Here is an 11,454-nt window from a genome sequence, read left to right as displayed (position 1 = left end):
TCCGAAGAAGTACTTAAATTCAAGTGTCCCGAATGGAGTCAGCATGTATTTACCGGTTGTCACACGCGAGACAGTTGATTCGTGTAGGCCCAGCGTATCAGCAATCTCCCTCAAAACCAAGGGGCGCATGGCGATTTCGCCATGCACGAAAAAGTTCTTCTGACGCTCGACGATAGCCTGCGCGACACGCAGGATCGTCTCGAAGCGCTGCTGGATGTTCTTGATGAGCCAGCGTGCTTCCTGCAGCTGTTGGCGCAGCGAGCCGCAGCCCGGATCGCCGCGGTTGTTGCGCAGAATATTCGCGTAAAGGTGGTTGATGCGCAGCTTCGGCACCACCTCGGGGTTCAGTTCCGCATGCCAGTTCTGGCCGGTCTTCTTGACGATGATGTCCGGCACCACGTAGTCGGCTTCGGCTTTGCCATACGATGCACCCGGGAACGGCTCCAGCGAGCGGATCAGCGCATGTGCTTCGCGCAGCTCGTCGTCGCCTGCCTTCAGTTGCTTGCGCAACCGCGTGAAGTCGCGTGCGGCGAGCAGTTCCAGATGGTGTGACACGATCTCGAGCGCGAGCGTGCGCGTTGGCGACGAATTGACGCGCAACAGCTGCAGCTTGAGGCACTCGGAAGCCGAGCGCGCGCCCACACCCGCGGGGTCGAAGCTGTGCAGCAGCGCGAGCGCGGCATTGAGCTCGTCGGCGTCGACTTCCAGCTCCTCGGGGATGTCGGCAAGAATTTCCTCGCTGGTCGCGCTGAGGTAGCCGTCTTCGTCGAGCGATTCGATGAGGAACGTGATGAGCGCGCGATCACGCGGGCTCGCGTTCGTCTCGCGCAACTGGGCCATCAGATGGTCGCGCAGCGTGGTGGTCGATTCGTGGATCTGAAGTGGCGGCAGATCGTCGTCGTCGGAGGCGTTGCCCGAGCGGCCGTAGTCGTCGAGATTCCACTGGCTCGCGTCGCCGTTTGCTTCGCCGCCAAGACCGTTGTATTCGTCCACGCCTTGCGGTTCGCCCTCGCCGCTTTCGCCGCTGCCGTTGGACGGCGCGCTCGAACTGCTCGCGCCCTGCATCGGCTCGGCGCCGGCGGACGTGGGCGGCTGAGCAATGAGCGAGCCGTCGGCGGCCACGCGCAGCGGGCTTGCGATCCAGTCGTCCTCGTTTTCGAGCAGCGGGTTCTGGGCGATCGCCGTGGCGACCTCCTGCTGCAGTTCAAGCGTCGACAACTGCAACAGCCGGATGGACTGTTGCAGTTGTGGCGTGAGCGCAAGATGCTGCGAGAGGCGGAGTTGGAGGCTGGCTTTCATGGCGATGTGCGGATCATTGTAAAGAGTTTGCCACGCGGGCGAAACCACGGGGCATTCGCAAAAACGAGCGTGTGCCTCACCGCCGAATGCCCGAAATTTGGTGCGCAAACAGGGCTGCCGCGCATCTTGCTGTGCACCTTTTCGGGGCAAGGTCGATGCAACGGATCGAGACAGGGAAACTGAAGGGAAAACGCAGGAAAGCGTGGAGCGGATCGCTCACGTTCCGTGAGCGCCACGAGGTTGCCATGAGTGGCGAGCGGGCGCGCGAGGCGCGCCCTGGGGTTCACATGCGGAAGTGCTCGCCGAGATAGACGCGGCGCACGCTTTCGTTCTCGATGATGTCGCCGGGCGCGCCGGCCGCGAGCACGGTGCCGTCGCTGATGATGTACGCGTGGTCGCAGATGCCGAGCGTCTCGCGCACGTTGTGGTCCGTGATCAGCACGCCGATGTTGCGCTGCTTGAGGAACTTCACGATCTTCTGGATTTCCAGCACGGCGATCGGGTCGACGCCCGCGAACGGCTCGTCGAGCAGAATGAAGCTCGGGTCGGTTGCGAGCGCGCGCGCGATTTCGACGCGCCGGCGTTCGCCGCCCGAAAGCGAGAGCGCCGGGTTCTCGCGCAGGTGCGCGATCTGCAGTTCGTCGAGCAACGCCTCGGCGCGATCGGTCATGACGTCTTTCGGCAGACGTTTGCCGTTGGCGTCGACCTGCAGTTCGAGCACCGCGCGGATGTTCTCCTCGACGGTGAGCTTGCGGAACACCGAGGCTTCCTGCGGCAGATACGAAAGGCCGAGCGCCGCGCGCTTGTGGATGGGCAGCAGGCTGATGGACTGGCCGTCGAGGTCGATCTCGCCGGCGTCGAGCGGCACGAGCCCCACGATCATGTAGAACGAGGTGGTCTTGCCGGCGCCGTTGGGCCCGAGGAGCCCAACCACTTCGCCGCTTTTCACATCGAGCGAAACGTCCTTGACGACCGTGCGCGAGCCGTAGCGCTTCTTCAGGTTGCGTACGACGAGCGAACTCGTCTTGCCGGCGAGCTGGCGTCCGTGGCTTTGGGGAGCGGTGACGGTGTTCACTGTTGCGGCGCTCCCTGCAGCGTGTCGGACGGGGCGAGCTTGGCCGGGGCGCCGGTGATCTGCTGCGGGCCGCTGTTGCGCGGCGAGAGCATCGCGCGCACGCGGCCCGAGGGGTTGCCCGGGCCGGCGACGTCCTTGCCCGACCTTGCCGTGTAGAAGTCGTTCTGACCGTCGTAGGTGACGACGCTGCCGTGGACCTGGTCCATCACGGTCGAGAGGCCCTGGAGGCGGCGCACCGTGGCGCGCGTCGTGAGCGTGGTGAGATCCTGCTTGCCGTCGTAGTCGATGCGCTCGGCGGTGCCGTCGATGTACTCGTCGAGGCCTTCGCGCTTCTGGCGGAAATAGGCGAGCTTGTCGTCGGGCGTGCCCGGCGCTACGGTGCCGGTCGCGAACTGGTAGCCCTGCGGGTCCTGCGTGACGACGAGCTTGTCTGCCTTGATGAGGATCGTGCCCTTGGTGGCGACCACGTGGCCGGTGAAGACGGTCTGCTGTTTCAGGTCGTCATAGGTCATGTTGTCCGCTTCGATATTGAGCGGCTTGTCCTTGTCGGCGCGCTCGGCGTGTGCCGTGGGCGCGAGGCCTGCGAACAGCAGCGCCGCAGCGAGCACCGACCACGCCGCAAAAGCGACGTGGCGGGTGCGGCGCGCGTCAGGCGAACGGCCGTTCAGAGGACGGGAAAGCGAATCGTTCATGCAATCATGCCTTGCGTGGACGGCCCGGCGTTCAGGACGAGCCGCCGGAGTCAGCCGGGGCGATCGAGCCACGGACGTTGCCGAAGAGCTGGATGACCCGGGAAACATTGTTGTAGTTCATGCCGCTGGTGGCCGTCATGACCGACTGGCCGCGTCGAAGTTTAACCGGCTTTTCGGTCAGGATCACATCGTCGTTCACGAGCACTTTGAAATGTTCGGAATCGGCCTGCATTTCGGGGTCGCCATAGCCGGCCGCGCGCAGGATACGCGCGTTGTCGTACAGATTGACGATCGAGGCATCGCTGTTCACGGTGCCGCGCAGGCCCGTGGCCGTGACGATCGGCTTGCCGGGCTGGAACGCGCGCACCGCCGGATTCGTGAGGTCGCTGTTCTCGTCGTCCTCGTAGTGCACCATGTGCGTGGCCGTGAGCCGGTACTGCGTAGCGCCCGACTGGTCGAGTTCGGACACGGAGAAGTTGTCGGCGAAATAGTCGGGCGAATGCGTGGGCGGACGCGGCGGCGCCTCCTTTTCGCGCGGCTGGACGGCCTGCAGCAGCCACCACGTGAAGCCGGCGAGCGCGGCCACGCATACGAGCGGCACGAGCGAAGTGAGGCGGAACTTCTGGTGATTCATCGCGGCTCCGCGCCGTGCGAGGCGTTGGGCGCGCAGGCCGCGGCGAGCATGGCTTCGTAGCGGTTCTGCGCGCGCAGGATGAGGTCGGTGACTTCGCGCACGGCGCCGTGGCCGCCTCGCTTGTCGGACACCCAGTGGGCGCGCGAGAGCACGTCCGCATGGGCGTCTGCGGGCGCGGCAGCGAAGCCGCACTGGAGCATCACGCCGAGGTCGGGCCAGTCGTCGCCCATGTAGCCGCATTCTTCGGGCGCGACGCCCGTCTGGGCGAGCAGCTCCGCAAATGCCACGCGCTTGTCCTCCACACCTTGCCACAGGTGCGTGATCTTCAGCTCCTTCGCGCGCACGGCGACGATCTCCGAGCGGCGCCCGGTGATGATGGCCGTGTCGATGCCGGCTTCGCGCAAGAGCTTCGCGCCGTGGCCGTCTTGCGAGTTGAACGACTTCATCGTGTCGCCGGCGCCGGTAAACATGAGGCTGCCGTCGGTGAGCACGCCGTCGACGTCGAAGATCATGAGCCGCACGCGCGCTGCGCGCGCGGTTGCGTCGAGTTGGGGAGCCATCAGATCACCTTCTTGGAGAACAGGTCGTGCATGTTGAGCGCGCCGATCAGCGTGCCCTCGGCATCGACGACCAGCATCTGATTGATGCGATGGCGCTCCATCAGTTCCACGGCTTCGACCGCGAGCTGGTCCGGGCCGATGGTGCGCGGGCCCTTCGTCATGACCTGCGCGATCGGCAGGTCGCGGAAGTCGCCCACGCGCTCCAGCACGCGGCGCAGATCGCCGTCGGTGAAGATGCCTTCGACGCTGTCGTTCGCATTCACGATCGCCGTCATGCCCATGCGCTTGGCCGTGAGCTGGAAGAGGGCGTCGCGCACGGAGACGTCGTCGCGCACCTTCGGGATCTCGTCGCCCGTGCGCATGACGTCGCGCACATAGGTCAGCAGGCGCCGGCCGAGCGCGCCGCCCGGATGCGAGCGCGCGAAGTCGTCGGCGCCGAAGCCGCGCGCATCGAGCACCGCGAGCGCGAGCGCGTCCGAGAGGGCGAGCGCCGCCGTCGTGCTCGCAGTGGGCGCGAGGTTCAGCGGGCAGGCTTCCTTCTCGACCGCGGCGTTCAGATGCACATCTGAGAGCTGGCCCAGTGTGGATTGCGGGCGGCCCGTCATGCCGATGAGCTTCGCGCCGATGCGCTTGACGAGTGGCAGGATCGCCACGAGTTCTTCCGACTCGCCGGAGTTCGAAAGGCCGATGAAGACGTCGTCGGCCGTGACCATGCCGAGGTCGCCGTGGCTCGCTTCCGCCGGATGCACGAAGAACGCGGGAGTGCCCGTGGAAGCCAGCGTGGCCGCGAGCTTGCGGGCAATGTGGCCCGATTTGCCGATGCCGGAGACGACTACGCGTCCGCGGCAACTGAGAATGAGATCGACCGCGCCGACGAAGCTGTCGTCCAGGCGGTCACGAAGACCGCGCACGGCGTCGGCTTCGATGTCGAGCACGTCGCGAGCGAGCTTCAGCGCCCGGTCGCCATTGATTTTCGCTATCATTCGCGGAGTATAACAAAGGCGTCTGCGCGCCGCGCCGACGCCCCCAGCGCGAAAACCTCGTGCGCGAGCCACGAGGCTCGCCCCCGCAGCTCTCCCCCAAGGGGGCTTCCTGAGACGTTCCCTTCGGGGACGTCCTGCGGTGCGCACCCCAGGAGTACGTCCTGCGACGTTCCCTACGGGAATGTCTTGCGGGGCGCCCATGGTTTCCCCGGTAGCACTTCCCATCGCGCCGCCTTTGCGTCGATCATTGACCTCGGATTGGACTGGATCGGTGCGAGGCAGAATTGGCATCGCCCGGTCACGCTGACGAACGAGGACGCTTCACACGATGATCTCCCCGCTGGAAATGACGCTGTTCCTGCTGCTCGCCTCGGTGGTCGGCGTCGTGCTGTTCCGTTTTCTGAACTTGCCGCCAATGCTCGGCTACCTCACGGTCGGCATTCTCGTGGGCCCGCGCGCGCTCGGCATCGTGCCGGACACGCACGGCGCGCAGAACCTGGCCGAGTTCGGCGTCGTGTTCCTGATGTTCTCGATCGGGCTCGAATTCTCGCTCTCGAAGCTGCGCGCCATGCGCCACGCGGTATTCGGCCTCGGGCTCCTGCAGGTCATGGGCACGATCGCGGTGGCGCTCTTGCTCGGTTTCGTGCTCGAGCCGTGGGTGCACATCACCTGGCAGGCGTGCGTGGCGCTCGGCGGCGCGCTCGCCATGTCGTCCACGGCCATCGTCAGCAAGATGCTTTCCGAGCGGCTCGAGATCGAATCGGAGCACGGCCGCAATATTCTCGGCGTGCTGCTCTTCCAGGACCTGGCCGTCGTGCCGCTGCTCATCGTGATCGCGGCGTTCGGCGGGTCGTCGGCGTCGCTCATCGAATCGCTCGGCATGGCCGCCGTCAAGATCGTGCTCGCCCTCGGCATTCTGCTCATCGTCGGCCAGAAGTTCATGACGCGCTGGTTCAACGTGGTCGCGCGGCGCCGCTCGCAGGAGCTGTTCGTGCTCAACGTGCTGCTCGTCACGCTCGGCGCGGCGTTCATCACCGACAAGTTCGGCCTGTCGCTTGCGCTCGGCGCCTTCATCGCGGGCATGCTGATCGCCGAAACGCCGTACAGGCATCAGGTGGAAGAGGACATCAAGCCGTTTCGCGACGTGCTGCTCGGCCTCTTCTTCGTGACGACAGGCATGCTGCTCAATCCGCACGTGATCTGGCAGCACCCGCTCATGGTGACGGGGTTCCTCGTCGGGCCGGTCGTGCTGAAAGCCGTGCTCATCACGGCGCTCACGCGCTTTTTCGGCGCCTCGCCCGGCGTGGCCATGCGCACCGGCCTCGGCCTCGCGCAGGCCGGCGAATTCGGCTTCGTGCTGCTGAACCTCATTCTCGACAAGCATCTCGTCGACCCGACGCTGCTCCAGGCGATTCTCGCCGCCATGCTGCTCTCGATGCTGGCCGCGCCCTTCCTGATCCAGAACGCGGACCGCATCGTGCTGCGCCTGTCCTCGACCGAATGGATGCAGCAGTCGCTGATGATGACGCGCATCGCCACGCAAAGCATCAAGCAAAGCGGCCATGTGATCGTGTGCGGCTATGGCCGCGCGGGGCAGAACCTCGCGCGCATGCTCGAATACGAAGGCCTCTCCTATGTCGCGCTCGACCTCGACCCGGACCGCGTGGCGGCCGCGGGGGCGGCCGGGGAGTCGGTGGTGTTCGGCGATGCGGCGCGGCGCGAATCGCTCGTCGCCGCGGGCATCCACCGTGCGGCTGCCGTGGCGATCACCTATGCCAACACGCAGTCGGCGTTTCGCGTGCTACATCACATCCACGAGCTGGAGCCCACGCTGCCCGTGATCGTGCGCACCGTCGACGACGCCGATCTCGAGCGCCTGCTCGCCGCGGGCGCGACCGAGGTGATTCCGGAGATCGTGGAAGGCAGCCTGATGCTCGCCTCGCACATGCTGGTGCTGATGGGCGTGCCGATGCGGCGCGTGGTTCGTCGCGTGGAAGAGCTGCGCGACGAGCGCTACAGCCTGCTGCGCGGCTACTTCCACGGCACCGACGATGTGGGCGAGGACGGTCACGAGCAGGTGCGGCTACAATCCGTACCGGTCGACGAGCGCGCCGACGCCGTGGGCCGCACGCTCGCGGAAGTGGGCCTCTACGACCTCGGCGTGGAGGTGACGGCGATTCGCCGCCACGGCATTCGCGGCGTGGAGCCGGACCCCTCGACGAAGCTGCGCGAAGCCGACATCGTCGTGCTGCGCGGCCTGCCCGAGCAACTCGCGCAGGCCGAGGAGCTGCTCTCGCGGCACCGCAAGTCCGGCGCGGCCGGCGCGGGCGCGGCGGCGGCCTGAGGCACCTCAGGCACCTCAGGCACCTCAGGCACCTCAGGCGCGTCAGCCGCCACAGGCGCCTTTGGCCGACCGAAACGCGAGAGCTCGCCCGCGACTCCCGCCCCGTTTACTGCTTGTCGTTTGCTTATCTAGATATCGCCCGGAGAAATCATGTCCAACGCGCCAGCGAACCCGAACGCTGAAGCCGCCCAGTTCGTCAACAGCCTGATCCGCACGGTGCCCGATTGGCCGCAGCCGGGTGTGCAATTCCGCGATATCACGCCGCTCATTGGCCATCCGAAGGGCTTGCGCGTGCTGATCGACCTGTTCGTCGAGCGTTACGTGGACGCGAAGCTCGACTACGTCGCGGGTCTCGATGCGCGCGGCTTCATCATCGGGCCGATCGTCGCCTACGAGCTGAACGTGGGCTTCATTCCGATCCGCAAGATCGGCAAGCTGCCGTACAAGACCGTATCCGAGACCTACCAGCTCGAATACGGTGAAGCGACCGTCGAAATTCATGAGGACGCCTGCGCCAGGGGCGACCGCGTCGTGATCGTCGACGACCTGATCGCCACTGGCGGCACCATGATGGCCGGCAAGCTGCTGCTCGAACGCCTCGGCGCGAGCGTGGTGGAGGGCGCGGCGATCATCGACCTGCCGGACCTGGGCGGCTCGAAGCTGCTGACCGAAGCGGGCCTTCCGCTCTTCACGGTGACTACCTTCGGCGGTCACTGAACGCTGTCATGGTCGCCGCCGCATTCGGCCATTGAATGTGGCCACTGAATGCGGCCACTGAACGCTCATCGCCACGGATCACGCCCCATGCCGAATTTCGCGCTCTTTCTCGCTACATCCATTGCCATCACGTTTGCGCCCGGCCCCGACAATCTGCAGGTGCTCGCGCGCGGCATTTCGCAGGGCCGCGCGGCCGGGCTCGTGGCCGCGCTCGGCTTCGCCGCGGGCGTGACGTTCCACACCACGCTCGCCGCGCTCGGCGTGGCCGCCGTGCTGCGCTCGTCGCCGCTCGCGTTCCAGATCCTCAAGCTCGCGGGCGCGGCCTACCTCGTGTGGATCGGCGTGAAAGCGCTGCGCAGCCAGGGCCTCGCCGCCGCGGGCGACCGGCCGCGCCAGCCGCTTTCGGCGATCTTTCGCCAGAGCGTGCTCGGCAACATGATGAATCCGAAGGTGACCCTCTTCTTCGTCGTGTTCCTGCCGCAGTTCGTCGATGCGCATGGCGCGCAGAGCGTCACGCTGCAGATGCTCGAGCTCGGTCTCGTGTTCATGGCGCAGACGGTCGTGGTGTTCTCGATCTTCGGGCTGTGCGCGGGTACGATCGGCGGCTGGCTCAAGCGCCGGCCGCGCGCGGGCGTATGGCTCGATCGCGTTGCCGGCCTGACGTTCATCGCCATCGGCATTCGTGTCGCCCTGCGCGATTGAGCGGTTGAACGAGCGACCGAACTCCGGAGTCCTTCACGATGACCTTGCCTTGCATTACGGATGCACGTCGTTTCGACGTCGGCGCGCATCTGCCATTTCATATCGGCGACGAGCGCGTTGGCTGGATACGCGAGAACGACGTGGCGCTGCTCGCACGCTGGCCCGACGTGTTCGAGATCGACGGCGACGCGCCCAGTGCGCGCGTGGCGCTCGCCTCGCGGTTCGACAACGTCACGGCGCGCAGCGCGGCGCTCGGCTCCGTGATCGGCGCGCTCGCCGCGGAGGGCCGCATTCCCGGCTGGCGCAACGAAACCTACGCGATCCGCAACGCGTTCGACGCGCCGCCGCTTGCCTTCATCGAGCGCGCGGCCTCGCGCTTCTTCGGCACGATGACGTACGCGGTGCATCTGAACGGCGTCGTAGAATATGCGGGCTCCGGGTCGCCCGGCGCGCCGCGACTGTGGATCGCGCGGCGCAGCGACACCAAGGCCACCGACCCCGGCATGCTCGACAATATCGTGGCGGGCGGCATTGGCTGGGGGTTCGGCGTGGAGGCCACGCTCGTGAAGGAGTGCTGGGAAGAGGCGGGCATTGCGGAGGACCTGGCGCGCGAGGCGCGCGCGGGCCGCACGGTCCATGTGCTGCAGTCGCTGCCCGAAGGCACCCAGGCCGAGCAGATCTTCGTCTACGATCTCGTGCTGTCGCCCGATTTCGTGCCCCACAACCAGGATGGCGAAGTCGGCGAGCACCGCCTCGCGCGCATCGACGAAGCCGCGCGCTGGATCGAGGAAGGCGCGATGACGGTGGACGCGAGCCTCGCGACGCTCGACTGCCTGCTGCGCCGCCAATGGATCGACGAAGACGCGTGCGAGGGCATTGCCGCGATCTTCGAGCCGCCGACGCTGTGAAAGGGCGCCGGTCTTACGCCCGCAGCCTGGCTGCAACAAAGCAATAGAAGGGAGTTATCGAGGTCATGTCGACCGAACACAGCTTTATCCTCAAACTGTCGTGCGCCGACCGGCCGGGCATCGTGCATGCCGTGTCGGGCTTTCTGTTCGAGCGCGGCAGCAATATTCTCGACTCGGCCCAGTTCGGCGACAGCCATACGGGCGAGTTCTTCATGCGCGTGCACTTCCAGCAGGTGGGCGGCGACCCGGGGCTCGAAGGCTTGCGCCACGCGTTCGCGCCGCTCGCGCAGGAGTTCGGCATGTGCTGGGAACTGCACGACGCGAACGTGAAGCCGCGCGTGGTCATCATGGTCTCGAAGATCGGGCACTGCCTGAACGACCTGTTGTTCCGCTATCGCACCGGCCAGCTGCCGATCGAAATTCCGGCGATCATCTCGAATCACAAGGACTTCTATCAGCTTGCCGCGAGCTACAACATCCCGTTCCACCACTTCCCGCTGCTCGGCGGCACGGCTGCCGACAAGGCTGCGCAGGAAGCGCGCGTGCTCGAAGTGGTGAACAACGAGCGTGCCGATCTCGTGGTGCTCGCGCGCTACATGCAGATCCTCTCGCCGCAACTGTGCGATGCGCTCGAAGGTCGCGCGATCAACATCCATCACTCGTTCCTGCCGAGCTTCAAGGGCGCGAAGCCCTACTACCAGGCGTTCGATCGCGGCGTGAAGCTCATCGGCGCGACCGCGCACTACGTGACGACGCATCTCGACGAAGGCCCGATCATCGAGCAGGAAGTGGAGCGCGTGGATCACAGCATGACGCCGGACCAGCTCACGGCGATCGGCCGCGACGTGGAGTGCGTGACGCTCGCGCGCGCGGTGAAGTGGCACGTCGAGCACCGCATCGTGCTCAACGGCAGCAAGACGGTGGTCTTCCGCTGATCGACTGCGACATCATGCCGTAGCGCGTTGCACGACACGCTACGGCTTTTCGAAATAGTCTTGTTGCTCACGGGCGCATCCGTATGCATGCGGTCTCTCCTCGCGCACCGTTTCAATCCCCCCGTACTACTCCGTAAGATGTAGCGGCGCGTCGTCGCGCACTCCCTGCGGAGAATAGTCCGCGCCTTTCGCGTTTCCTACCCTTGTCATGTCAACCGACGACAAGAGGAAACATCATGAAAGCCGCCCCATCCCCACAGGCGGATGCCGTATCCGATAGCCGTGCATGGCGCGTGCTCGGCTCGAGCACCTTCGCGTTCACGATCTGCTTTGCCGTCTGGATGATGTTCGCGATCCTCGGCATTCCACTCAAGAAGCAGCTCCATCTCACCGATACCGAATTCGGCCTGATCGCCGCGATGCCGGTGCTCACCGGCTCGCTCGCTCGCGTGCCGCTCGGCATCTGGACCGACCGCCTGGGCGGCCGCGTCGTCTTCTTCTTCACCATGCTCGCAACGGTCGTGCCGATCTGGCTCGTCTCGTACGCGACGCAACTTTGGCAATTCCTCGTGCCAGGCCTTTTCGTGGGCTTCGCGGGCGCCTCG

12 protein-coding genes are annotated in these 11,454 nt (G+C 66.0%); 6 read left to right on the top strand and 6 right to left on the bottom strand.

Features of this window, described 5'->3' with window-relative positions; translation table 11 throughout:
- The 6 genes from VMJ11_RS17775 to kdsD all read right to left on the bottom strand — a co-directional run.
- The coding region (locus tag VMJ11_RS17775; protein ID WP_325620706.1) for an RNA polymerase factor sigma-54 at positions 1-1,299 on the bottom strand (1,299 nt) is incomplete at its 3' end.
- Between the two features lie 283 nt (positions 1,300-1,582).
- Positions 1,583-2,374, bottom strand: a complete 792-nt coding sequence (gene lptB / locus VMJ11_RS17770) for an LPS export ABC transporter ATP-binding protein (protein WP_325620705.1) — start codon at positions 2,372-2,374, stop codon at positions 1,583-1,585.
- Positions 2,371-3,066, bottom strand: a complete 696-nt coding sequence (gene lptA, locus VMJ11_RS17765; protein ID WP_325620704.1) for a lipopolysaccharide transport periplasmic protein LptA — start codon at positions 3,064-3,066, stop codon at positions 2,371-2,373. The genes lptB and lptA overlap by 4 nt, the downstream gene beginning before the upstream one ends.
- Before the next feature lie 31 nt (positions 3,067-3,097).
- Positions 3,098-3,700, bottom strand: a complete 603-nt coding sequence (gene lptC, locus VMJ11_RS17760) for an LPS export ABC transporter periplasmic protein LptC (RefSeq protein WP_325620703.1) — start codon at positions 3,698-3,700, stop codon at positions 3,098-3,100.
- The gene (locus VMJ11_RS17755) at positions 3,697-4,260 is read right to left on the bottom strand and encodes a 3-deoxy-D-manno-octulosonate 8-phosphate phosphatase (RefSeq protein WP_325620702.1); all 564 of its coding nucleotides are present in this window, start codon (positions 4,258-4,260) and stop codon (positions 3,697-3,699) included. The genes lptC and VMJ11_RS17755 overlap by 4 nt, the downstream gene beginning before the upstream one ends.
- Positions 4,260-5,243: an arabinose 5-phosphate isomerase KdsD gene (kdsD, locus tag VMJ11_RS17750; RefSeq protein ID WP_325620701.1), complete on the bottom strand. Its 984-nt coding sequence runs from the start codon at positions 5,241-5,243 to the stop codon at positions 4,260-4,262. Before kdsD ends, VMJ11_RS17755 begins: the two co-directional genes overlap by 1 nt.
- Before the next feature lie 328 nt (positions 5,244-5,571).
- Here kdsD and VMJ11_RS17745 point away from each other — a divergent pair, with 328 nt between their 5' ends.
- The 6 genes from VMJ11_RS17745 to VMJ11_RS17720 form a co-directional block, all read left to right on the top strand.
- Positions 5,572-7,587, top strand: a complete 2,016-nt coding sequence (locus VMJ11_RS17745) for a cation:proton antiporter (RefSeq protein ID WP_325620700.1) — start codon at positions 5,572-5,574, stop codon at positions 7,585-7,587.
- 150 nt (positions 7,588-7,737) lie between these two features.
- Complete coding sequence (locus tag VMJ11_RS17740) at positions 7,738-8,304, top strand: adenine phosphoribosyltransferase (RefSeq protein WP_325620699.1); 567 nt, start codon at positions 7,738-7,740, stop codon at positions 8,302-8,304.
- 87 nt (positions 8,305-8,391) lie between these two features.
- Positions 8,392-9,006 carry a LysE family translocator gene (locus VMJ11_RS17735; protein WP_325620698.1) on the top strand — a complete coding sequence of 205 codons (615 nt, stop codon included), beginning with the start codon at positions 8,392-8,394 and terminating at the stop codon, positions 9,004-9,006.
- Positions 9,007-9,044: 38 nt separating this feature from the next.
- The gene (locus tag VMJ11_RS17730) at positions 9,045-9,914 is read left to right on the top strand and encodes an NUDIX hydrolase (RefSeq protein WP_325620697.1); all 870 of its coding nucleotides are present in this window, start codon (positions 9,045-9,047) and stop codon (positions 9,912-9,914) included.
- Positions 9,915-9,979: 65 nt separating this feature from the next.
- Positions 9,980-10,849 carry a formyltetrahydrofolate deformylase gene (purU, locus tag VMJ11_RS17725; protein WP_325620696.1) on the top strand — a complete coding sequence of 290 codons (870 nt, stop codon included), beginning with the start codon at positions 9,980-9,982 and terminating at the stop codon, positions 10,847-10,849.
- A 236-nt stretch (positions 10,850-11,085) separates the two neighbouring features.
- A partial coding sequence (locus tag VMJ11_RS17720; protein WP_325620695.1) for an MFS transporter occupies positions 11,086-11,454 on the top strand: 369 nt, incomplete at its 3' end.

The organism is Paraburkholderia sp., from assembly GCF_035501035.1.
Taxonomy (GTDB): Bacteria; Pseudomonadota; Gammaproteobacteria; order Burkholderiales; family Burkholderiaceae; genus Paraburkholderia.
Note: the sequence above shows the minus strand (reverse complement) of the source record. Positions and strands in the feature narration are given on the sequence as shown.

Excerpts from the sequence above, each read along its gene's own strand:
- lptA (WP_325620704.1), bottom strand. The coding sequence starts at position 3,066 with ATGAACGATTCGCTTTCCCGTCCTCTGAACGGCCGTTCGCCTGACGCG.
- lptC (WP_325620703.1), bottom strand. The coding sequence starts at position 3,700 with ATGAATCACCAGAAGTTCCGCCTCACTTCGCTCGTGCCGCTCGTATGC.
- VMJ11_RS17755 (WP_325620702.1), bottom strand. The coding sequence starts at position 4,260 with ATGGCTCCCCAACTCGACGCAACCGCGCGCGCAGCGCGCGTGCGGCTC.
- kdsD (WP_325620701.1), bottom strand. The coding sequence starts at position 5,243 with ATGATAGCGAAAATCAATGGCGACCGGGCGCTGAAGCTCGCTCGCGAC.
- VMJ11_RS17745 (WP_325620700.1), top strand. The coding sequence starts at position 5,572 with ATGATCTCCCCGCTGGAAATGACGCTGTTCCTGCTGCTCGCCTCGGTG.
- VMJ11_RS17740 (WP_325620699.1), top strand. The coding sequence starts at position 7,738 with ATGTCCAACGCGCCAGCGAACCCGAACGCTGAAGCCGCCCAGTTCGTC.
- VMJ11_RS17735 (WP_325620698.1), top strand. The coding sequence starts at position 8,392 with ATGCCGAATTTCGCGCTCTTTCTCGCTACATCCATTGCCATCACGTTT.
- VMJ11_RS17730 (WP_325620697.1), top strand. The coding sequence starts at position 9,045 with ATGACCTTGCCTTGCATTACGGATGCACGTCGTTTCGACGTCGGCGCG.
- purU (WP_325620696.1), top strand. The coding sequence starts at position 9,980 with ATGTCGACCGAACACAGCTTTATCCTCAAACTGTCGTGCGCCGACCGG.